17 protein-coding genes are annotated in these 21,658 nt (G+C 64.1%); 8 read left to right on the forward strand and 9 right to left on the reverse strand.

Going from position 1 to position 21,658, the window contains the following annotated elements; translation table 11 throughout:
- Positions 1–5 precede the first annotated feature (5 nt).
- Positions 6–1,067 (forward strand): calcium/sodium antiporter, encoded by a 1,062-nt coding sequence (locus tag KVG96_RS20405; RefSeq protein WP_217893664.1) that lies wholly within the window; start codon positions 6–8, stop codon positions 1,065–1,067.
- The gene (locus tag KVG96_RS20410) at positions 1,064–1,444 is read left to right on the forward strand and encodes a carboxymuconolactone decarboxylase family protein (protein ID WP_217893665.1); all 381 of its coding nucleotides are present in this window, start codon (positions 1,064–1,066) and stop codon (positions 1,442–1,444) included. The genes KVG96_RS20405 and KVG96_RS20410 overlap by 4 nt, the downstream gene beginning before the upstream one ends.
- 163 nt (positions 1,445–1,607) lie before the next feature.
- On the opposite strand, the gene KVG96_RS20415 is transcribed toward KVG96_RS20410, so the two are convergent.
- From KVG96_RS20415 to kdgD, 5 genes are all read right to left on the reverse strand, one after another.
- Positions 1,608–2,549, reverse strand: a complete 942-nt coding sequence (locus tag KVG96_RS20415; RefSeq protein ID WP_217893666.1) for an AEC family transporter — start codon at positions 2,547–2,549, stop codon at positions 1,608–1,610.
- Positions 2,550–2,739: 190 nt separating this feature from the next.
- Positions 2,740–4,293: a galactarate dehydratase gene (gene garD, locus KVG96_RS20420; protein WP_217893667.1), complete on the reverse strand. Its 1,554-nt coding sequence runs from the start codon at positions 4,291–4,293 to the stop codon at positions 2,740–2,742.
- An 11-nt stretch (positions 4,294–4,304) separates the two neighbouring features.
- A complete protein-coding gene (locus KVG96_RS20425) occupies positions 4,305–5,669 on the reverse strand; it encodes an MFS transporter (RefSeq protein WP_085578548.1) in 1,365 nt (454 codons plus the stop codon).
- A 102-nt stretch (positions 5,670–5,771) separates the two neighbouring features.
- On the reverse strand, positions 5,772–7,211 hold the full coding sequence (locus KVG96_RS20430) for an aldehyde dehydrogenase family protein (RefSeq protein WP_217893668.1): 1,440 nt from the start codon (positions 7,209–7,211) through the stop codon (positions 5,772–5,774).
- A 62-nt stretch (positions 7,212–7,273) separates the two neighbouring features.
- Positions 7,274–8,185, reverse strand: coding sequence for a 5-dehydro-4-deoxyglucarate dehydratase (gene kdgD / locus KVG96_RS20435; RefSeq protein WP_085578543.1), 912 nt, complete (start codon positions 8,183–8,185; stop codon positions 7,274–7,276).
- Between the two features lie 235 nt (positions 8,186–8,420).
- Here kdgD and KVG96_RS20440 point away from each other — a divergent pair, with 235 nt between their 5' ends.
- Together KVG96_RS20440 and KVG96_RS20445 are read left to right on the forward strand one after the other, a co-directional pair.
- Complete coding sequence (locus tag KVG96_RS20440) at positions 8,421–9,725, forward strand: phospholipase (RefSeq protein WP_217893669.1); 1,305 nt, start codon at positions 8,421–8,423, stop codon at positions 9,723–9,725.
- 11 nt (positions 9,726–9,736) lie between these two features.
- The gene (locus KVG96_RS20445) at positions 9,737–9,928 is read left to right on the forward strand and encodes a hypothetical protein (protein WP_217893670.1); all 192 of its coding nucleotides are present in this window, start codon (positions 9,737–9,739) and stop codon (positions 9,926–9,928) included.
- A 248-nt stretch (positions 9,929–10,176) separates the two neighbouring features.
- On the opposite strand, the gene KVG96_RS20450 is transcribed toward KVG96_RS20445, so the two are convergent.
- From KVG96_RS20450 to KVG96_RS20465, 4 genes are all read right to left on the reverse strand, one after another.
- Complete coding sequence (locus tag KVG96_RS20450; RefSeq protein ID WP_085578890.1) at positions 10,177–10,926, reverse strand: FadR/GntR family transcriptional regulator; 750 nt, start codon at positions 10,924–10,926, stop codon at positions 10,177–10,179.
- 138 nt (positions 10,927–11,064) lie between these two features.
- Positions 11,065–12,792 carry an ABC transporter ATP-binding protein/permease gene (locus KVG96_RS20455; protein WP_217893671.1) on the reverse strand — a complete coding sequence of 576 codons (1,728 nt, stop codon included), beginning with the start codon at positions 12,790–12,792 and terminating at the stop codon, positions 11,065–11,067.
- Between the two features lie 96 nt (positions 12,793–12,888).
- Complete coding sequence (locus tag KVG96_RS20460) at positions 12,889–13,452, reverse strand: response regulator transcription factor (RefSeq protein ID WP_217893672.1); 564 nt, start codon at positions 13,450–13,452, stop codon at positions 12,889–12,891.
- Positions 13,449–14,708 carry an ATP-binding protein gene (locus KVG96_RS20465; protein ID WP_085578533.1) on the reverse strand — a complete coding sequence of 420 codons (1,260 nt, stop codon included), beginning with the start codon at positions 14,706–14,708 and terminating at the stop codon, positions 13,449–13,451. The genes KVG96_RS20460 and KVG96_RS20465 overlap by 4 nt, the downstream gene beginning before the upstream one ends.
- A 271-nt stretch (positions 14,709–14,979) precedes the next feature.
- On the opposite strand from KVG96_RS20465, the gene KVG96_RS20470 reads away from it, so the two are divergent.
- The 4 genes from KVG96_RS20470 to KVG96_RS20485 all read left to right on the forward strand — a co-directional run bounded on the left by KVG96_RS20470 (position 14,980) and on the right by KVG96_RS20485 (position 21,592).
- Positions 14,980–15,696 carry an SIMPL domain-containing protein gene (locus KVG96_RS20470; protein ID WP_217893673.1) on the forward strand — a complete coding sequence of 239 codons (717 nt, stop codon included), beginning with the start codon at positions 14,980–14,982 and terminating at the stop codon, positions 15,694–15,696.
- A gap of 774 nt (positions 15,697–16,470) precedes the next feature.
- Positions 16,471–18,096 (forward strand): ABC transporter substrate-binding protein, encoded by a 1,626-nt coding sequence (locus tag KVG96_RS20475; RefSeq protein WP_085578528.1) that lies wholly within the window; start codon positions 16,471–16,473, stop codon positions 18,094–18,096.
- Between the two features lie 301 nt (positions 18,097–18,397).
- Positions 18,398–19,996 (forward strand): ABC transporter substrate-binding protein, encoded by a 1,599-nt coding sequence (locus KVG96_RS20480; protein WP_217893674.1) that lies wholly within the window; start codon positions 18,398–18,400, stop codon positions 19,994–19,996.
- A gap of 177 nt (positions 19,997–20,173) precedes the next feature.
- Positions 20,174–21,592, forward strand: a complete 1,419-nt coding sequence (locus tag KVG96_RS20485) for an OprD family porin (RefSeq protein WP_217893675.1) — start codon at positions 20,174–20,176, stop codon at positions 21,590–21,592.
- Positions 21,593–21,658 lie beyond the last annotated feature (66 nt).

Here is a 21,658-nt window from a genome sequence, read left to right on the forward strand (position 1 = left end):
TCAGCGTGATCGAACTGCTCAGCGGACTGATCCTGCTGATCGCCGGCGCCGAACTGATGGTGCGCGCCGCCGTCCGCCTGGCCACTCGCCTGCACGTGCGCCCGCTGATCATCGGCCTGACCCTCGTCGCCCTCGGCAGCAGCGCCCCGCAGATGGCGGTCAGCCTGCAGGCCGCGCTGACCCACAACCCCGACATCGCCGTCGGCAGCGTGGTCGGCGCCAGCATCTTCAACATCCTCGTCACCCTGGGCCTGTCGGCTCTGATCATCCCGTTGCGGGTGTCGCGGCAACTGGTGCGCCTGGACATTCCGCTGATGATCGGCGCCAGCCTGCTGGTGTTCGCGCTGGCCTGGAACAAGGAACTGGGGCACATCGACGGCCTCGTGCTGCTGGGCGCCCTGGCCCTGTACCTCGGCCTGCTCAGGCGCCAGTCGCGGCACTCGGCGCGCCCCCACGCCGAACACCCGCAGGATCCGCAGGCCTCATGGGCCGTCAGCGTGCTGATGATCGTCGGCGGCCTGGCCATGCTGGTGTTCGCCGGGCGCCTGCTGCTGGGCGCCGCCGTGGCGGTGGCCACCGACCTGGGTTTCTCCGAGCGGATCATCGGCCTGACCGTGGTGGCGGTCGGCACCTCGCTGCCGGAACTCGCCACCTCGCTGATCGCCGCCCTGCGCGGGCAGCGCGACATCGCCGTGGGCAACGTGATCGGCGCCAACCTGTTCAACCTGCTCGGCGTGCTGGGCTTCACCGCGCTGGTGTCGCCGACGCCGCTGTCGGTCTCCCCCAACGCGCTGGACTTCGACCTGCCGGTGATGCTCGGCGTCGCCGTGCTGTGCCTGCCGGTGTTCTATTCCGGCTACCGGGTGACCCGCGCCGAGGGCCTGTTGCTGCTCGGCCTGTACCTGGCCTACGGGCTGCACCTGCTGTCGTTCACCACCGGCATGCCGCTGGCGGGCAAGCTGGAGCGGTTGATGCTGTTTTATGTGCTGCCGACGCTGCTGGCGTTTCTGTTTTTCACGTCCGTGCGCGCCTGGCGCCGCCAACACCACAAGAGGGATGTGCCATGACCGATTCGAAGAAGACCGGGGTAGAGATCCGCCGCCAGGTGATGGGCGATGCGTTCGTCGACCGCGCCCTGGGCAGCGCCACCGAGTTCACCCGGCCGCTGCAGGACTTCGTCAACGAACACGCCTGGGGCGGCGTGTGGAACCGCGAAGGCCTGCCGCTCAAGACCCGCAGCCTGATCACCCTCGCCGCGCTGACGGCACTCAAGTGCCCGCAGGAACTGAAGGGCCACGTGCGCGGCGCGCTGAACAACGGCTGCACCGTGGAGGAGATCCGCGAGGCGCTGTTGCACTGCGCGGTGTATGCCGGCGTGCCGGCGGCGATCGATGCGTTCCGGGCGGCGCAGGAAGTGATCGACACTTACCAGAAACCCGAGTGAGTTTGCCGGCGCCTGATCGGGCGCCATCGCTGGCGAGTCGAGCCTTCCCACCGCAGTTCCCAAAGGGTTCTGCGGTGCGGATGCAATCACATTGGCAATACAAGACCCTGTGGGAGCTGGCTTGCCGGCGATGGGGCCCTCAAGGACACCCTCAATCCGCCGGTCAGATCCACCCGCCCCACTGCAAAAAGAAGATCCCGATGTTGGTGGTGACCGCCGCCATCAAGGTGGTCATGACGATGATCGCCGCCGCCAGCTCATGGTTGCCCTGCGCCGCACGGGCCATGACGAAACTGGCCGCGGCGGTCGGGCTGCCGAAGTACAGGAACAGAATCCCCAGCTCCGCCCCCCGAAAGCCCCACAGCCAGGCGCCGAGCGTCGCCAGCACCGGCAGGCCGACCATCTTAACCAGGCTGGAACTGAGCGCCATGTTGCCGCTCTTGCGCAGCGCCGCCAGCGACAGCGTGCCGCCGATGCAGATCAGCGCCAGCGGCAAGGTGGTCTGCGCCAGGTATTGGCCGGAGGTCTCCAGCCACCCCGGCAAGGCAATCTTGAAGTAGGCGAACGGCGCCGCCGCGATCACGCTGATGATCAGCGGGTTGCTGACCACGCTTTTGCAGATGCTCCACGGGTCGGACTTGATCACCGGGCTGTACACCGCCAGCACAATGGTCGAGAGGGTGTTGTAGAACAGGATCACCAGCGCCGCGAGGATCGCCCCGAGGGAGATCCCGTAGTCGCCGTACATGCTCGCCGCCAGCGCCAGGCCGATCACCCCGTTGTTGCCGCGGAACGCGCCTTGGGTATAGATGCCGCGGTCCTCACGCGGGCACTTGAAGATCGCCCAACCCCAGGCCGCCGCGAAGCTGGCCAGCGTGGCGACGGCGAAGTAGATCAGCAGCGCCGGTTGCAGGGCGGCGTGCAGGTCGGCATGGAGGATGCCCAGAAACAGCAGCGCCGGCATGGTGACGTTGAACACCAGGGCCGACGCGGTGTGGATGAAGTTGTCGTTGATCCAGTCGATGCGCTTGAGCAGCACACCGAGAAACAGCATGGCGAAAACCGGCGCGGTGATGTTCAGGGTTTCGAAGAAGATAGCCAGCATGCCGGGGGGAACCTTGGGTGGGTGTCGTTAGGGGGCTAATGATAAGCCACCTGATCCTTTGGTGCCTGCTGGATCGCCTTCGCGAGCAAGCTCGCTCCCACATGGATCGCTGGTGTTCACACAATTTGTGCAACAACAAAGCTCCCTGTGGGAGCGAGCTTGCTCGCGAAGAACGATAACGCGGTCTTGCTTAAGTAATGGGGGCCGGGTTGAACAGGGTGATGTCGTTATGCAGCTTGTGCTTCTCGGCCCACGTCTGCTCCTTGCCGCTCGCCACGGCCAGGTAGTAGTGGAACAACTCCCAGCCCAGCTCTTCGATGGTCGCGCGCCCGGTGGCGATCCGCCCGGCGTCGATGTCGATCAGGTCCGGCCAGCGCTGCGCCAGCTCGGTGCGGGTCGAGACCTTCACCACCGGCGCCATGGCCAACCCGTACGGCGTGCCGCGGCCGGTGGTGAAGACATGCAGGTTCATCCCCGCCGCCAGTTGCAAGGTGCCGCAGACGAAGTCGCTGGCCGGCGTCGCGCAGAAGATCAGCCCTTTCTGTTTGAAGCGCTCACCTGGGCCGAGCACGCCGCTGATGGCGCTGCTGCCGGACTTGACGATAGAACCCAGCGACTTCTCGACAATGTTCGACAACCCGCCCTTCTTGTTGCCCGGCGTGGTGTTGGCGCTGCGGTCTGCCTCGCCCTTGGCCAGGTAGCGGTCGTACCAGTCCATCTCGCGCACCAATTCCTCGGCGACGGTCCGGGTCTGCGCCCGGGAGGTGAGCAGGTAGATCGCGTCGCGCACCTCGGTGACTTCGGAGAACATCACCGTCGCCCCGGCCCGCAGCAGCAAGTCCGAAGCGTACCCCAGCGCCGGGTTGGCGGTGATGCCGGAGAACGCGTCGCTGCCGCCGCACTGCATGCCGAGGATCAGCTCCGACGCCGGCACGGTTTCCCGGCGGCGCTGGTCGAGTTTCTTCAGACGGGTCTCGGCCAGCTCCATGATCTGCTCGACCATTTCGGTGAAGCCGTGGCTGGAATCCTGCAAGCGATACAGCCATGGCTCGCTCAGGTCCACCGAAGCGTCGTCCTCGTGCATCACCTGCCCGGCCTGCAATTTCTCGCAGCCCAGGCTGATCACCAGCGCTTCGCCGCCCAGGTTCGGGTTGCGCGCCAGGTTGCGCACGGTGCGGATCGGGATGTACGCATCCGTGGCGGTGATGGCCACGCCGCAGCCGTAGCTGTGGGTCAGCGCCACCACGTCATCGACGTGAGGGTACTTGGGCAGCAGTTCCTCTTTGATTTTCTTTACCGCGTGATCCAGCACTCCGGTGACGCACTGCACCGTGGTGGTGATGCCGAGGATGTTGCGCGTGCCGACGGTGCCGTCGGCGTTGCGGTAGCCCTCGAAGGTGTAGCCTTCCAGCGGCGCCTGGGCGTCCGGCACGTCGGTGGACAGCGGCAGGCTGTCCAGCGGCGGCGCGGTCGGCATGCGCAGTTGATCTTCCTTGACCCAACTGCCACGGGGGATCGGCTGCAAGGCGTAGCCGATGATCTGTCCGTAACGGATCACCTGACCGCCCTCGGGAATGTCTTCCACGGCGACCTTGTGGCTCTGCGGCACGAAATCCACCGTGACCAGCCCCTCGGCGAATTCGGTGCCGGCCGGCACGCCCTGGTCGTTGACCACGACCACGACATTGTCCCGCTCGTGCAGGCGGATGTAGCGCGGCGAGTCGGAATGTTCAATCAACTGCATGGCGCCGCTCCTCAGGAATGCGCTTGGGACAATTTGCCGGTGGCCTCGGATCCGCCGTTGGTTGGCGGCTCCTTGAGCACCACACGCTTGATCGGGCCGACGATCACCAGGTAGCTGAACACCGCGACCAGTGCGTTGGCGCCGACGAACACCAGCGCCCACTTGAACGAGCCGGTGGAGCTGATGATGTAGCCGATGACGATCGGCGTGGTGATCGAGGCGATGTTGCCGAAGGTGTTGAACAGGCCGCCGCTCAGGCCGGCGATCTGCTTGGGCGAGGTGTCGGAGACCACCGCCCAGCCCAGCGCGCCGACGCCCTTGCCGAAGAACGCCAGGGCCATGAAGCCGACCACCATCCATTCCACCTCGACGTAGTTGCAGGCCACGATGCTGCTGGACACCAGCAGGCCGGCGATGATCGGCGCCTTGCGGGCGAAGGTCAGCGAATGGCCCTTGCGCAGCAGCCAGTCGGAAATCACTCCGCCGAGCACGCCGCCGATGAAGCCGCAGATCGCCGGCAACGAAGCGATGAAACCGGCCTTGAGGATGGTCATGCCGCGTTCCTGCACCAGGTACACCGGGAACCAGGTCAGGAAGAAATAAGTGATGCCGTTGATGCAGTACTGGCCCAGGTACACGCCGAGCATCATGCGGTTGGTCAGCAACTGGCGGATGTAGTCCCATTTCGGGCCGTCGGCCCGCTTGCCCTGCTTCTGGTCCATGTCGACCATGCCGCCGTTGTCGGCGATGAACTTCACTTCCGCCTCGTTGGCCATCGGGTGCTGGCGCGGGCTGTGGATGATTTTCAGCCAGACCAGCGAAAACGCGATGCCCAGGATGCCCATGACGATGAACACGTGCTCCCAGCCAAAGGTGAACACGATCCAGCCCATCAGCGGTGCGAACAGCACGGTGGCGAAGTACTGCGCCGAGTTGAAGATCGCCGACGCGGTGCCGCGCTCGGCCGTCGGGAACCACGCCGCGACGATGCGCGCGTTGCCGGGGAACGACGGCGCCTCGGCCAGCCCCACCAGAAAGCGCAGCATGAACAGCGCCACCACGGCGGTGGACAGGCCGAACTCACCGACGAAGCCTTGCAGCACGGTGAACAGCGACCAGGTGAAGATGCTCAGGGCATAGACCTTTTTCGAGCCGAAGCGGTCGAGCAGCCAGCCGCCGGGAATCTGGCCGGCCACGTAAGCCCAGCCGAACGCGGAGAAGATGTAGCCGAGGGTGACCGCGTCGATGCCCAGATCCTTTTGCAGGCTGGAGCCGGCGATCGCGATGGTGGCCCGGTCGGCGTAGTTGATCGTGGTCACCAGAAACAGCATGAGCAGGATCAGATAGCGGACGTGAGTCGGCTTGGAGGATTGCATGCAGATGTACTCCCACTGATTGTTTTTATGCGCGGGTGAATCTTTTCTTTGGTCTGTCTTTTGCGGGAACCGGCAAGCCGGTTCCCGCAGGTAGTGCCTGTATCAGGAACCGATGTAGCTGGTCTTCACGACCGTGTAGAACTCTTGCGCGTAACGGCCTTGCTCACGTGAGCCATAGGATGAACCCTTACGGCCCCCGAACGGAACGTGGTAGTCCACGCCGGCGGTCGGCAGGTTGACCATCACCATCCCGGCCTGGGAGTGGCGCTTGAAGTGGTTGGCGTACTTGAGCGACGTGGTGGCGATGCCCGCCGAGAGGCCGAACTCGGTGTCGTTGGCCATGGCCAGCGCCGCCTCGTAGTCGGCCACACGGACGACGTTGGCCACCGGGCCGAAGATCTCTTCGCGGCTGACGCGCATCGACGCGTCGCTGTCGGCGAACAGCGTCGGCGCCAGGAAATAGCCCTCGGTGTCGCAGGTCACCAGACCGCCGCCGCTGACCAGCCGCGCGCCTTCGGACTGGCCGATGTCGATGTACTTCAGGTCCTGCTCGAGCTGGGCCTGGGACACCACCGGACCGATGTCGGTGCCGGTCTTGAGCGCATGGCCGACCTTGATCGACTTCATGCGTTCGGCCATCGCCTCGACGAACCGGTCGTGGATGCCCTCGGTGACGATCAGGCGGCTGGAGGCCGTGCAGCGCTGGCCGGTGGAGTAGAACGCGCTCTGCACCGACAGCTCGACCGCCTGCTTGAGGTCGGCGTCGTCGAGGATGATCTGCGGGTTCTTGCCGCCCATCTCCAGTTGCACCTTGGCCTGGCGCGACACGCAATTGACCGCGATCTGGCGGCCCACGCCCACGGAACCGGTGAAGCTGATGCCGTCGACCTTCGGGCTGTTGACCAGCGCTTCGCCGACGACGCGGCCGCTGCCCATCACCAGGTTGAACACCCCGGCGGGGAAGCCGGCGCGGGAGATGATTTCGGCCAGGGCCCAGGCGCAGCCCGGCACCAGGTCGGCGGGCTTGAGCACCACGCAGTTGCCGTAGGCCAGGGCCGGGGCGATCTTCCAGGCCGGGATGGCGATCGGGAAGTTCCACGGGGTGATCAGGCCGACCACGCCCAGGGCCTCGCGGGTGACTTCGACGTTGACGCCCGGACGCACCGACGGCACATAGTCGCCGGACAGGCGCAGGCACTCGCCGGCGAAGAACTTGAAGATGTTGCCGGCGCGGCTGACTTCGCCGATGGCTTCGGGCAGGGTCTTGCCCTCTTCCCGGGCCAGCAGGATGCCCAGCTCTTCGCGGCGGGCGAGGATCTCGCTGCCGACCTTGTCCAGCGCATCGTGGCGGGCCTGGATGCCCGAGACCGACCAGGCCGGGAACGCGGCGCGGGCCGCGTCGATGGCGGCGTGGACCTGGGTCACGTCAGCCTTGGCGTAGTCGCCGATGGCGTCGCTCAGTTCGGACGGGTTGATGTTGACCGAGTAGTCGGTGCCGGCGACCCACTCGCCGTTGATGTAGTTGTCGTAGCGCTTTGTCACGAGTCGTTCTCCTCACGCAAAAGGCCGCTGATCGCTCAGCGGCCCCGATTCAGTCGCGGATGTTATTGCGCACCTTGCTTGTCGATCAGCGCGGCGAGCATTTCGTACTCCTCGCCGGTCAGGTCGGTCAGCGGCGCGCGCACGGGACCTGCGTCGTAGCCGGCGATCCTGGCGCCGGCCTTGACGATGCTCACGGCGTAGCCGGCCTTGCGGTTGCGGATGTCCAGGTACGGCAGGAAGAAATCGTCGATGAGCTTGCCGACGGTGGCGTGATCCTCACGGGCGATGGCGTGGTAGAAGTCCATCGCGGTCTTGGGGATGAAGTTGAACACCGCCGACGAGTAGACCGGCACGCCCAGCGCCTTGTAGGCCGCGGCATAGACTTCGGCGGTCGGCAGGCCGCCCAGGTAGCTGAAGCGGTCGCCGAGGCGGCGGCGGATCGACACCATCAGTTCGATGTCGCCCAGGCCGTCCTTGTAGCCGATCAGGTTCGGGCAGCGCTCGGCCAGGCGTTCCAGCAGCGGCGCGTTGAGGCGGCAGACGTTGCGGTTGTAGACCACCACACCGATGTTCACCGACTTGCACACGGCCTCGACGTGGGCGGCGACGCCGTCCTGGCTGGCTTCGGTCAGGTAGTGCGGCAGCAGCAGCAAGCCCTTGGCGCCCAGGCGCTCGGCCTCTTGCGCGTATTCGATGGCCTGGCGGGTCGAGCCGCCGACGCCGGCCAGGATCGGCACGCTGCTTGAGCAGGTGTCGACGGCGGTCTTGATGATTTCCGAGTATTCGCTGGCGGCCAGGGAGAAGAACTCACCGGTGCCGCCGGCGGCGAACAGGGCCGAAGCGCCATACGGGGCCAGCCATTCCAGGCGTTTGATGTAGCCCGCGCGGTTGAAATCGCCCTGGGCGTTGAAATCGGTGACCGGGAACGACAACAGGCCGGCGGAGAGGATGGACTTCAGTTCTTGTGGATTCATTGTTCGAACACCCTGTAGCAACGTTTTTTTGTGAGTGGACTGTTCAGCCTTGGCCGAAGTTGTAGGTCATCGTACAACTTAAAAGACAACCGTCAACTGCATTTCATCGCTGTGGGGCATTTTTTGTCGGACAAGATCGTTTCTTGACGTGGGAAGTTTCTCGACTAGGCTCGATTTAGCTGTATATCCATACAGCCAAATAAGAATCGACCGACGACATATCAAGGAGAAAGAAATGTCCGGACTCACACCGAAACCCCAGGAAAGACCCGCGCCGACCGTGGCCCGTCTCGACGACCTGTTCACCGAACACGGCATCCCCTTCAACCCTGCGGATCCGCATCTGCTGCTGCACATCGCCGACTCCCACAGTGACGTCGCAGCGTCCCCCGCCCGTGCGCAAAAGGCCCTGAAAGGCAAGCCGCCACTGAGGTTCGAGGGCGCCGAGCACACCGCCATCGGTGACGGCACCCTGTTGCGCTTCACAGAGAACGCCGAACCGGTGCCCGCCCACAGCGTGCCGCTGCACCTGCCCAACGGCCTGGCCCTCACCTACGGCCAGGTGATCTCGCTGGGCGGCGACTTCTACGGCGTGGCGGACCGGCCGATCAATGAAGGCGCCAGCGCAGCGGAGCGTCAGCAGCGCTTCAGCGCCGCATTCGACACCCTTGCCGTGACCCCGGCCTCCCGGGTCGAGGCCGCGCAGATCCTGGCGGTGATGCAGAAAGAAATCGACGCGGTCAAACAAGCGATCAAGGACGGCAAGCCGCCCCACGAAGCCTACGACGCGTTAGGAGATACGTTGTCGGAAGAGTGGAACAAGATCACCGGCGGCGGCAGCTTCATTTCGGCGCTGATTCCGCTGGGGCGCTACCTGAAACTGGCGGCGAACAACGCCGACCACTTCGCCGAATGGGCCAAAGCCGCCTACGTCGCCGGACACACCGTCGCGCTGCAGACCGCTGCGGCGGCTCACGCAGGCCAGGACGAACGGCAGCTGGAACGGGCCTACGCCATGAACGCGTTCGCCGACCATTACCTCACCGACCTGTTCTCCGCCGGTCACCTGCGGGTGCCCCGCAAGGCCATGGCCGCCGTGGTGACGCCCAGCGACCTGGGCTCGCTGGTCAGCCGCTTCATGCACGACGAGGACAGCCGGTTCGGCCTCAAGGTGCGCAACGGCCGCGGCGAGCAATGGCGCGCATTCGGCGACAAGCGCTACTTCGAGGCCGCCGACAACGACAACCGCCAACAGGTCAACCAGGCGGTGCAGGCGTCGGCGGACGAGGTCTTCGCCGCCTACGTCAGCGGCAGCGTGCCGCCCGCGTCCGGTTTCGCCGCGCTGCAACGGCTCCCCGACCTGACGGCGGTGCTGGATCCGAAGGGCAACTATTCGCCGCTGTTCCGCCTGGAGAACGGCAAGGTGCTGCGGCGCAAGGACGTGAACAACCTCAACGACACCGCCACCGTCGACGACTGGTGGGGCTGGAGCACCTACCTGCTGCTCAAGAACTATCAACCGACCGGCAACACGAATTGAGGAACGCTGCGATGACGATCAGATTGAAACTGGAACTGGCTTCGGGCCAACCGATGCAAGGGGCGCCGCTGGAACTGCTGGCCGATGGACGGCCGGTGGCCCGGGGGGTTGTGGATAAACAGGGGTATGCGGTGTTCGAGACCGGGCCTGTGAAAGGGGCATTGGCGGTTCGGGTGGACCGTTCGATCCTGCCGGCAGGCTGATGCCGTTGCGCTGAAGGCACAGGCCTCTCGCGGGCAAGCCCGCTCCCACAGGGGTCGGTGTGCATCCAAAAACGGTAGGAGCCGGCCTGCTGGCGATAGCGGTCTGTCTGGCACATCGAGGTCGGATGGGCTGCCGTCATCGCAAGCAAGCTTGCTCCCACAGGGTTCTGCAGTGACCACAGATTCTGCATCCACCCAAGCTTCACTGTGGGAGCCCGTCTGCTGGCGATGGCGGTGGTGCTGTCCCTTCAGTTCCCCTGCGCCTGCGCCTCTTCGTGGGCCTGGCGCAGTCGCTCGCGGCTGTTGGTCAGGTGCAGGCGCATGGCCGCCCGGGCCGCGTCGGCGTCCTGGCGGGCGATCGCTTCGTAGATTTCCTCGTGCTCGCGGCTCAGGCGATTCATGTAGTGCTGCTGATCGTCATGGGCCAGGCGCGCGGAGTTCAGGCGGGTGCGCGGAATGATGCTGGTGCCCAGGTGGGTCATGATGTCGGTGAAATAGCGGTTGCCGGTGGCCAGTGCGATCTGCAGATGGAACTGGAAATCCGAGGCCACCGCATCGCTGGCGTGGGCCACGCTTTCGTTCAGGGCATCGAGGGCGGCGCGCATGGCCGCCAGTTGCTCGGGGTTGCGGCGCTGGGCGGCCAGGCCGGCGGATTCGACTTCCAGGCTGATGCGAAACTCCAGGATCGCCAGCACGTCGCGCAGGGTGACCACCGTGGCCGGGTCGATGCGAAAGCCGCTCGGGCTCGGCGTGTCGAGGACGAAGGTGCCGATGCCGTGGCGGGTCTCCACCTGGCCGGCTGCCTGCAGCCGGGAAATCGCCTCGCGCACCACCGTGCGGCTGACGCCATGGGCTTCCATGATCGCCGACTCGGTGGGTAGCTTGTCGCCGCGCTTGAGCAGGCCGTCGCGGATCTGCTCGGTCAGCACCGTCACCAGTTCCTGGGCCAGGCTGCGGCGCTTGCGCGGAAGGCGCGGGGTGTCGATCGGGGTTTGCATGGTCTGCGTCTGGTCTCGAAGGTCGGCTTGGCGGGCATCATAGCGCAAGCGGGTTGTACGATCACTGCTGGCACGCATTGCCCCTGCGGGAGCCGGCTTGCCGGATGGCGTCGGCCGCTCCCACGGGGTCTGCGCTGTCTAGGCGGTGACGGTCTGTTCAACGAGATGGCCGCTGTCGATCCGCACATGCCTTGGGTGGAAGCGCTTGAGGCTGCTGCGGTGGCCGACGCTGACGATGCTCAGCCCCGGCAAGCGGTCGATCAGCGCCTGGTACAGGTTCGCTTCGTCTTCTTCATCCATCGCCGACGTGGCCTCGTCCATGTACAGCCACTGCGGCGCGTACAGCAGCGCCCGGGCGAAGGCCAGGCGTTGCTGCTCGCCCGGCGACAGCATGCGCTGCCAGTGGTTGGCCTCGTCCAGCCGCGCCATCAGGTGCGGCAGGCGGCAGATTTCCAGCACCTCTTGATAACGCTCCGGCGCATAGGTGTCGCCCGGTTGCGGATAGCTCAGCGCATCGCGCAGGGTGCCGATCGGCAGATAGGGTTTCTGCGGCAGGAACAGATAGCGCGCCGCCGGCAGACGGATACTGCCGTGCCCCGCCGGCCAAAGGTGCCCCATCGCCCGCAACAGCGTGGACTTGCCGCTGCCGGAGCGACCGCTGAGCATCACCCGGTCGCCGGCGTCCACCGTCATGTCGGCGCTGGTCAGCAGGTGGCGACCGTCGGCCAGGTCCAGCCCGAGGTTGTGCACTTTCAGTTCGCCGCCCTGGTTCTGCACGTCGATGGCCGGCGCTCGCTCTTCGTTGTCGGTCATCGCCTGACGGAAGCTCAGCAGACGGTCGCAGGTGGCGCGCCAGGCGGCCAGATCCGCGTACGCGCTGATGAACCAACTGAAGTTCTCCTGCACGTTGCCGAAGGCCGAGTTGATCTGCATCAGCTCGCCCAGCTCGATCTTGCCGGCCAGATAACGCGGCGCGGCGACGATGAACGGGAAGATGATCGCGATCTGGCCGTAGCCGGAGGTGAAGAACGTCAGGCGTTTGGACACCCGCATGATGTCCCAGAAGTTGTGCCAGACCAGACCGAAGCGGTTGCTCAGCCGACGGTTTTCATTGGGCTCGCCGTTGTACAGGGCGATGCTCTCGGCGTTCTCGCGCACCCGCACCATGGAGAAACGCAGATCGGCCTCGAAACGTTGTTGTTGGTTGTTCAGGCCGATCAGGCGACGGCCGATCAGGTGCGTCAGCCAACTGCCGACGGCGGCGTACAGCAGCGCGCACCAGAACATGTAGCCGGGGATCTCGATGCCGAACACTTCGATGCTGCCGGACACCCCCCACAAAATGATCGAGAACGACACCAGGCTGACCACCGTGCGGATCAGCCCCAGGCCCAGGCTCAGGGTGTTGGCGGTGAAGGTATTGAGGTCTTCGGAGATCCGTTGGTCAGGGTTGTCGGTGTAGCCGCCCTGCTCCAGCTGGTAATAGTTCTTGTGGCCGAGCCAGCGCTTGAAGTGGTGTTCGGTCAGCCAGGCCCGCCAGCGGATGGTCAGCATCTGCGTCAGGTACAGCCGATACACGGCGCCGAGGATGGCCACCGTGGCGATCCCGCAGAAATACAGGATCAGTTGCCAGAACGCCGCCTCATCCTTTTTCTGCAGGGCGTTGTAGAAATCCTTGTACCAACTGTTGATCCACACCGAAATCGCCACGCTGAACAGCGACAGCGCGATCACGGCGATCAGCAGCGTCCAGGCCTTGCCCTTCTCTTCGCTGCGCCAGTAAGGCGTGGTCATCGCCCACACTTTGCGGAAAAACTGCCCGCGCACGGCATCGTTGACCGCGGAATATTCAGCGTTCTGATTCATGGATAAGGCTCGATAGAGAAAAGAACAGACACGCACCGATCATAGTAGATCGGTGCGTTTCATCGCGAGCGGCGGCGATGGCCGTTCAGCGCAGGTTCAGCGACGCACCGGGCGCTTCTGCAGCTTGCGCTGCAAGGTGCGGCGGTGCATGCCCAGGGCGCGGGCGGTGGCGGAGATGTTGCCTTCGTGCTCGGTCAGCACGCGCTGGATGTGCTCCCATTGCAGGCGATCCACCGACATCGGGTTTTCCGGCACCAGGCTGTCGAGGTCGGCGTGCTCGGACAGCAGCGCCGCCAGCACGTCATCGGCGTCCGCCGGCTTGCACAGGTAGTTGCAGGCGCCGCGCTTGATCGCCTCGACCGCCGTGGCGATGCTCGAATAGCCGGTGAGGATCACCACGCGCATCTCCGGGTCCAGCTCCAGCAGCTTGGGCAGCAGCACCAGGCCGGAGTCGCCGTCCATCTTCAGGTCCAACGCGGCGTAGTCCGGCACGTCCTGCTGGGCGAGGGCCAGGCCCTCTTCGGCGGAGCCGGCGGTGCTGACGCGAAAGCCGCGGCGGGCCATGGCGCGGGCCATCACCCGGGTGAAGGTCGCGTCGTCGTCGACCAGCAGCAGATGCGGCAGCTCTTCGCCTTCGACTTGGATTTCTTCGTCACTCATAGTTGGTCTCCTCGGGCGCCGTGGGGCAAGCGCAGCTCGGTGAGCGTGCCGCCTTCCTCATGACTATAGAGTTTCACGGAGCCGCCGGCGCGGGTCACGCTGGCCTTGCTCAAGAACAGGCCCAGGCCGAAGCCCTTGCCCTTGGTGGTAAAAAACGGTTTGCCGATCTGCTCGGCGATGGCCAGCGGCACGCCGGCGCCGTGGTCGCGGATGCTGATGGTCAGGTCTTCGGCGGTCCAGTCCAGGGTCACCTGAAGGTTTTCCGGACAGGCGTCGGCGGCGTTGTTGAGCAGATTCAGCAGCGCCTGGGTCAGGTCCGGCGGCGGCGCGATGCGCGGCAGCGTGCCCTGGCCCAAACGCTGGAAGCGGTAGCTGGCTTCGGGGCGCATCAGGTGCCAGCGGTTCAGGGCTTCGTCCAGCCAGTCGGTGACGTCCTGCATCTGCACCGCCATCCGCCGGTTGGCCTCGGCGGCGCGCACCAGTTGCTGCAGGGTTTCCTTGCACAGCTTGACCTGATCCTTGAGCACTTTCAGGTCGTCCTGAAGCATCGGGTCGTGATGGTCCTGCTGCATCTCGTTGAGCAGCACGCTCATGGTCGCCAGCGGCGTGCCCAGCTCGTGGGCCGCGCCGGCCGCCTGGGTGGCGACGGCCAGCAACTGCTGATCGCGCAGCCCTTCTTCGCGGCGGATCGCGCGCAGCTCTTCCTGGCGACGCAGCTCTTCGGCCATCCGCGCGGCAAAGAACGTGATGACGGCGGCGGCCAGGGCAAAGCTCAGCCACATGCCGTAGATCTGCAGGTTCTCCCGGGCGACCGGCAGGGTCTCCAGCGGATAGAAATGCGTCAGCATCAAGGTGTACAGGGCCAGGGCGATGCCGGACAGGATCACCGAGTAACGCCACGGCAGCGTCACCGCCGCGATGGTCAGCGGCACCAGGTAATAGGACACGAACGGATTGGTCGAACCGCCGGAGAAATACAGCAGGGCGCTGTGGATAAAAAGATCGCAGGCCAGCTGCAGCGCGTACTCAAGCTCGGTGACCGGCCACGAGGTGCGCAGGCGCACGGCGGTGAACGTGCACAGCAGGATCGAGCAGCCCAGGGTCATCACCAGTTGCACCCACGGCAACGGCAACAGTTGCAGCCAGTAGGCCAGGCCTACGGAACCGGCCTGGGCGGCGAGCACCAGAATGCGGATGAACGTCAGGCGCCAGAGGTTCTGGCGGGTGGCGGAAGTCAGTTGTACGGGGGCGAGCATGAGCTCTCCTGATGAGCGCTCCAGGCGGATCGCACGGAGTATACCGAAGCGGCGCGCCTGAGAGTCGAAAGTGCGGCAAACGACCACACCAGAAAGCAGTTGCAAGTTGCTGGCTTCAAGCTACAGGCAAAAGCTTGCGGCTTGCGGCTCGTCGCTAGCCTTGTCATCTGTATGGAAGTTGTAACTGGGCGAACCCATTGCCAAAGGCTAGAGTCTGATGGTTTCACGCAGGCCCCCGAACCATCGCCTGCGCCCCCATCAAGGAGCCTTCATGCACACATTCCGCCGCAGCGCCGCCCTTCTCGCCCTGACCGTCGGCAGCGTCGCCAGCCTTCCGGCCCTGGCCGCCGACGAGCTGCACTACAACCAGATTTCCCTGCGCGCCGAAGTCAGCCAGGAAGTGGCCCGCGACCTGATGATCGTGACGCTCTACACCGAAGAGCAGAACACCGACCCGGCCAAGCTCGCTGCCGATGTCAGCACCACCATGAACAAGGCGCTGGCCCAGACCAAGCAGGTCAAGGAGGTCACCCTGCGCCAGGGCAGCCGCAACAGCTACCCGATCTACGACACCAAGGGCCAGAAGATCACCGGCTGGCGCGAACGCGCCGAACTGCGTCTGGAAAGCGCCGATTTCGCCGCCCTGTCCAAGCTCACCGGCGAACTGCTGGGCGAGCTGAAGATGGGCGGCATGGACTTCGCCATCGCCGACGCCACCCGCAAGGCCAGCGAAGACAAGCTGCTCAAGGAAGCCGTGAGCGCATTCAAGGCCCGCGCCCAACTGGCCACCGACGCACTGGGCGGCAAGGGCTACAAGATCGTCAACCTGAACCTCAACAGCAACGGCTACCCGCAGCCGTACCTGCGCGCCCCGATGATGATGAAGGCGGCGGGCATGGACGCAGCGCCGGTGACCCCGGAAGTCGAAGCCGGCACCAGCCAGGTCGGCATGACGGCGGACGGCTCGATCGAAGTGCTGATGCAGTGATCTGATCCGTGAACGGAAACCGGCGGTCGGCAGCGACCGCCGGTTTTTTTGTGCCTGCGCCAAGCGTTCATGAACGACGGCCCGAAGGCGATCGGCCTGCCGCCTTCGCAGGCAAGCCTGCTCCCACAGGGAATGCGACATCTGCGGATCCTGTATGAAGGCAACTGTCTTGAGGCTGCCTTGGGGTACTTTCATGGACGCTATCGCCAGCAGACTGGGCTCCACAGAACCCTGCGGGAGCGGGCTTGCCCGCGAAGGCGCCCGCCTGGCCACCCCATGAATGAAGCAGGAAACAGCCTCAACGCCAGCGCCGATCCTGTGGAAGCCAGCCTGCTGGCGAGGGTACCCTTGAGGGTGCCCGATGCCCGATGCGCCGCAGACATCTGGCGCTACCAAAAGAAGCACCAGTTGCACCTGGTGAGACTCCGCCCTTCCCTGCGATCCAGACGCCTTGCGTCCGATGGGCGCCGGCCAGCCCCGAAGCGTCCCGCAAACCGCCGGTATAAATAGGTAACACCCGGCCCCATTGCGGAGCGGCTGCACCCCTCAATGCACCGTTTTAGAGCGCCCCGTGCACCGTAAAAACCACCCGCAAACGGTCAAATGCGTCAAAACTTACACCAATGCGACATTAAGGTACGTTCGTGCCACCGTTTGACGCCTGCCGTCGCTCTGCATCTTGCATTGGGTATGGGGCCTGCATAAGTATCCGCAGGCACGACTCACGAGGTCGTACCTCAATATCAAAAAATGACAACAAATCATGAGGCCAACATGCTTAAACACGCGGTCATTCCGTTTTTAGTCGGCGCAGGCATGCTTGCCTCCGCACCTTTCGCTTCCGCTGCGACTAACCTGGTGTTCTGCTCCGAAGGCAGCCCGGCCGGTTTCGACCCAGGCCAATACACCACCGGAACCGACTTCGACGCCTCGGCCGAGACCATGTTCAACCGCCTGACCCAGTTCGAGCGCGGCGGCACCGCCGTGATTCCTGGCCTGGCGACCAAATGGGACATCTCCGACGACGGCCTGACCTACACCTTCCACCTGCGTGAAGGCGTCAAGTTCCACACCACCCCGTATTTCAAGCCGACTCGTGAGTTCAACGCGGACGACGTGCTGTTCACCTTCAACCGCATGATCAACAAGGACGACCCTTTCCGTAAGGCGTACCCGACCGAATTCCCGTACTTCACCGACATGGGGATGGACACCAACATCACCAAGGTCGAGAAAGTCGACGACCACACCGTCAAGTTCACCCTCAAGGAAGTGGACGCCGCGTTCATCCAGAACCTGGCGATGAGCTTCGCCTCGATCCAGTCCGGCGAATACGCCGCCCAACTGCTCAAGGAAGGCAAGGCCGCCGACATCAACCAGAAACCGGTCGGCACCGGCCCGTTCGTGTTCAAGAGCTACCAGAAAGACTCGAACATCCGCTACACCGGCAACAAGGACTACTGGAAGCCGGATGACGTGAAGATCGACAACCTGATCTTCGCCATCACCACCGACCCGTCGGTGCGCATCCAGAAGCTGAAGAAGAACGAGTGCCAGATCACCCTCTTCCCGCGTCCGGCCGACCTGGCCGCGCTGAAGGCCGATCCGGCGCTGAAGATGCCTGACCAGGCCGGCTTCAACCTGGGCTACATCGCCTACAACGTCATGGACAAGGTCAAGGGCAGCAACGACGCGAACCCGCTGGCCAACCTGAAAGTCCGTCAGGCGCTGGACATGGCGGTCAACAAGCCGCAGATCATCGACTCCGTGTACCAGGGCGCCGGCCAACTGGCCGTCAACGCCATGCCGCCGACCCAGTGGTCCTACGACACCACCATCAAGGACGCCAAGTACGATCCTGAGAAAGCCAAGGAGCTGCTCAAGGAAGCCGGCGTCAAGGAAGGCACCGAGATCGTCCTGTGGGCGATGCCGGTACAGCGTCCGTACAACCCGAACGCCAAGCTGATGGCCGAAATGCTCCAGTCCGACTGGAAGAAGATCGGCCTGAACGTGAAGATCGTCAGCTACGAGTGGGGCGAGTACATCAAGCGCTCCAAGGGCGGCGAGAACCAGGCGATGATCATCGGCTGGAGCGGCGACAACGGTGACCCCGACAACTGGCTGAACGTGCTGTTCGGCTGCGACTCGCTCAGCGGCAACAACTTCTCCAAATGGTGCGACAAGAAGTTCGACGGCCTCGTGAAGGAAGCCAAGCGCACCACCGACCAGGCCAAGCGCACCGAACTGTACAAACAGGCGCAACACGTCCTCAAAGATGCTGTGCCAATGACACCTATCGCTCACTCGACGGTGTATCAACCCATGCGCGCCAACGTGCAGGACTTCAAGATCAGCCCATTCGGCTTGAACTCCTTCTACGGCGTCAGCGTCAGCAAGTAAGAAACGGCAGCGGCGACGTATTCAGCGTCGCCGCTGCTTTTTTCTGCCGAGAAGCCAGGAATTTGCCTACATCCATTTCCACTGGGTCTGACCATAGTGGTTTAGGACGCGTTGCCTTTTCCTACGAGTCTTTAGGACTCAGCGCATTTACTGCCAGCCCCGCGGCCCCTACCGTCGGGTGCTGACCAGTCATCGCGCGGGCCATCGGATTGTTGCCCGTACTGGTTTGAGCCCGATGCGGCCGCCAGATCCCCGGACGGGATCGCGCGCATCGGAACACACGACAATAAGAGGGAGCGTCATGCGCCATTCCTTGGTTTTTTCCGCATTGCTGGGCGCCGGCCTGTTGGCCGCCACGTCCGCCAGCCTCGCCGCCGGCAACAGCCTGGTGTTCTGCTCCGAAGGCAGCCCGGCCGGTTTCGACACCGCGCAGTACACGACGGCCACCGACAACGACGCCGCCGAACCGCTGTACAACCGCCTCGCCGAATTCGAGAAAGGCGCGACCAACGTCGTACCTGGCTTGGCGACCCGTTGGGAAATCTCCGAAGATGGCCTGAAGTACACCTTCCACCTGCGTGAAGGCGTGAAATTTCATACAACGCCTTACTTCAAGCCCACCCGCGACTTCAACGCCGACGACGTGCTGTTCACCTTCAACCGCATGCTCGATCCGCAACAGCCCTTCCGCAAGGCCTACCCCACCGAGTTCCCGTACTTCAACGGGATGAGCCTGAACAAGAACATCGCCAAGGTCGAGAAGACCGGGCCGCTGACCGTGGTGATGACGCTCAACAGCGTCGACGCCGCGTTCATCCAGAACATCGCCATGAGCTTCGCCTCCATCCTGTCGGCCGAGTACGCCGACAAGCTGCTGGCCGAAGGCAAGCCGAGCGACATCAACCAGAAGCCGGTCGGCACCGGGCCGTACGTGTTCAAGAGCTACCAGAAAGACTCGAACATCCGCTACACCGGCAACAAGCACTATTGGGATCCGAGCCGGGTCAAGCTCGACAACCTGATCTTCGCGATCAACACCGATGCCTCGGTGCGGGTGCAGAAGCTCAAGGCCAACGAATGCCAGGTCACCCTGCATCCCCGCCCGGCCGACGTCGAAGCGCTGAAGAACGATCCCAAGCTGCAGCTGATCACCAAGCCGGGCTTCAACCTCGGCTACATCGCCTACAACACCCGCCACAAGCCGTTCGACCAGCTCGAAGTGCGCCAGGCGCTGGACATGGCGGTGAACAAGCCGGCGATCCTCAACGCCGTGTACCAGGGCGCCGGCCAACTGGCGGTCAACGCCATGCCGCCGACCCAGTGGTCCTACGACGATTCGATCAAGGACGCCGCCTACGACCCGGAAAAGGCCAAGGCGCTGCTCAAGGCCGCCGGCGTCAAGGAAGGCACCGAAATCACCCTGTGGGCGATGCCGGTGCAGCGCCCCTACAACCCGAACGCCAAGCTGATGGCCGAGATGCTCCAGGCCGACTGGGCGAAGATCGGCCTGAAGGTCAAGATCGTCAGCTACGAATGGGGCGAGTACATCAAGCGCACCAAGAACGGCGAGCACGACATCAGCCTGATCGGCTGGACCGGCGACAACGGCGATCCCGACAACTGGCTCGGCACGCTGTACAGCTGCGACGCCATCGGCGGCAACAACTACTCCATGTGGTGCGATCCGGCCTACGACAAGCTGATCAAGGAAGCCAAGGTCGTCACCGACCGCGACCAGCGCACCGTGCTCTACAAACAGGCCCAGCAACTGCTCAAGCAGCAAGTGCCGATCACGCCTGTCGCCCACTCGACGGTCAACCAGCCGTTGAGCGCCAAAGTCGAAGGGTTCAAGGTCAGCCCCTTCGGCCGCAACGTGTTCTCGGGTGTCAGCATCGATTAAACACAAAACCGACTAGCCGCAACGCTGGGGGGGCCGTCTACCCCCTCACGCAAGCGCTTTGCCGAAATTCGCCGTACAGGCCTTCTGCAAACGTTTGCGATGTGTGAATGAGTTCTAAACCAATAACCGGCCAAACCAAAAAGGCCGGCATAAAAAGAAAGTAAAGGAGCTTCACCCATGAAACTGAGCAGCACCGCGATTCTGGCCTTGGCCATCAGCAGCATCACCGCCACGGCTTATGCGGAAACCCAGAGCCAGGCGTTCACCCCGGTGACCGTCAACGAGAAGAGCGCCCAGGCCGAAGCCACCGGCTTCCTCGAAGGCCAGTCGATCAGCGGCACGACCCGCAACTGGTACGCCAACGAGCAACTCAAGCGCGGCGCGAAATTCCGCTACAACAAGGACGGCTCGCTGCAAGAGACCGACCGCCGCATCAACTGGGTTCAAGGCACCATCGTCAAGTACAACTCCGGCTTCACCGAAGGCACCGTGGGCTTCAGCACCGAGCTCGCCGCCTACAACGCCATTGCCCTGGAACGTGACCGCAAGGATCTCGCCTCCGCCAACGGCGGCACTCCGATCCCGGGCGTCGGCGGCCGCGGCAACAACCGTACCCTGACCAAGGACGGCGGCGACGCCGAAGGCCAGTGGAGCAAGCTGGGCCTGGCCAACGTCAAGGCTCGCATCTCCAACACCACCCTGACCGCCGGTCGCCAGAACTTCAGCAGCCCGCAGGTCGATGTCATCGGCAACCGTCCGCTGCCTTCCAGCTTCCAGGGCGTGTCGATCCACAGCGAAGAACTGAACAACCTGACCTTCGACGCGGCGACCTTCGACCGCGTATCGCCGCGTAGCGAACAGAGCCTGAGCAAGTTCCGCACCGAATACGCCGATACCCTGGTCGAGATCGATCACGTCAACACCCTGGGCGTGTCCTACCAGCCATTCGCCAGCCTGAAGACCAGCCTCTGGGCGACCCAGGCTGAAGACATCTGGAAACAGTACTACTTCGGCGCCACCCACGAGCTGGGCGACAGTTCCATCCTGGCCCTGACCACCGGCCTGAACTACTACAAGACCGTGGACGAAGGCAAAGCCAAGCTGGGCGAGATCGACAACGACACCTACTCCCTGTCCCTGGGGCTGACCCACCAGGCCCACAGCCTGACGTTCTCCTACCAGCAAGTGAACGGCAACGAGTACTTCGACTACCTGCACGAAACCAACGGCATCTACCTGGCCAACTCCCTGCTCTCGGACTTCAACGGCCCGAACGAAAAATCGTTCCAGGTCGCCTACGGCCTGAACATGGCGGAGTACGGCGTACCGGGCCTGAAGTTCAACATCTACAGCGCCCGCGGCTGGGACATCGACGGCACCCACTACAAGGGCGGCGCCTACGACAGCGTTCTGGCCATGAACGGCGAGACCCATTACGAATACGGCATCGGCGGCACCTACGCCGTGCAGAGCGGCCCGCTGAAGGCGACCACCGTCCGCGCGACCTACACCGCCCACCGCGCCAGCGACAACCAACTGGACGGCAGCATCAACGAGTTCCGCCTGGTGACCACCGTTCCGTTCAACATCCTGTAAAACCGCACGCCGACGGCTGACTCATGGAGAGTCGGCCGTCCGGCTTTTTGTCTTCAACCGATTGCA

The sequence above is a fragment of the Pseudomonas ekonensis genome, from assembly GCF_019145435.1.
In the GTDB taxonomy this organism is placed as follows: Bacteria; Pseudomonadota; Gammaproteobacteria; order Pseudomonadales; family Pseudomonadaceae; genus Aquipseudomonas; species Aquipseudomonas ekonensis.

What these genes read in the sequence shown, in the direction of transcription:
- KVG96_RS20460 (WP_217893672.1), bottom strand. Translation starts at nt 13,452, where the DNA reads ATGAGTGACGAAGAAATCCAAGTCGAAGGCGAAGAGCTGCCGCATCTG.
- KVG96_RS20475 (WP_085578528.1), top strand. Translation starts at nt 16,471, where the DNA reads ATGCTTAAACACGCGGTCATTCCGTTTTTAGTCGGCGCAGGCATGCTT.
- KVG96_RS20465 (WP_085578533.1), bottom strand. Translation starts at nt 14,708, where the DNA reads ATGCTCGCCCCCGTACAACTGACTTCCGCCACCCGCCAGAACCTCTGG.
- KVG96_RS20415 (WP_217893666.1), bottom strand. Translation starts at nt 2,549, where the DNA reads ATGCTGGCTATCTTCTTCGAAACCCTGAACATCACCGCGCCGGTTTTC.
- garD (WP_217893667.1), bottom strand. Translation starts at nt 4,293, where the DNA reads ATGCAGTTGATTGAACATTCCGACTCGCCGCGCTACATCCGCCTGCAC.
- KVG96_RS20445 (WP_217893670.1), top strand. Translation starts at nt 9,737, where the DNA reads ATGACGATCAGATTGAAACTGGAACTGGCTTCGGGCCAACCGATGCAA.
- KVG96_RS20455 (WP_217893671.1), bottom strand. Translation starts at nt 12,792, where the DNA reads ATGAATCAGAACGCTGAATATTCCGCGGTCAACGATGCCGTGCGCGGG.
- KVG96_RS20485 (WP_217893675.1), top strand. Translation starts at nt 20,174, where the DNA reads ATGAAACTGAGCAGCACCGCGATTCTGGCCTTGGCCATCAGCAGCATC.
- KVG96_RS20450 (WP_085578890.1), bottom strand. Translation starts at nt 10,926, where the DNA reads ATGCAAACCCCGATCGACACCCCGCGCCTTCCGCGCAAGCGCCGCAGC.
- kdgD (WP_085578543.1), bottom strand. Translation starts at nt 8,185, where the DNA reads ATGAATCCACAAGAACTGAAGTCCATCCTCTCCGCCGGCCTGTTGTCG.
- KVG96_RS20440 (WP_217893669.1), top strand. Translation starts at nt 8,421, where the DNA reads ATGTCCGGACTCACACCGAAACCCCAGGAAAGACCCGCGCCGACCGTG.
- KVG96_RS20410 (WP_217893665.1), top strand. Translation starts at nt 1,064, where the DNA reads ATGACCGATTCGAAGAAGACCGGGGTAGAGATCCGCCGCCAGGTGATG.
- KVG96_RS20470 (WP_217893673.1), top strand. Translation starts at nt 14,980, where the DNA reads ATGCACACATTCCGCCGCAGCGCCGCCCTTCTCGCCCTGACCGTCGGC.
- KVG96_RS20425 (WP_085578548.1), bottom strand. Translation starts at nt 5,669, where the DNA reads ATGCAATCCTCCAAGCCGACTCACGTCCGCTATCTGATCCTGCTCATG.
- KVG96_RS20480 (WP_217893674.1), top strand. Translation starts at nt 18,398, where the DNA reads ATGCGCCATTCCTTGGTTTTTTCCGCATTGCTGGGCGCCGGCCTGTTG.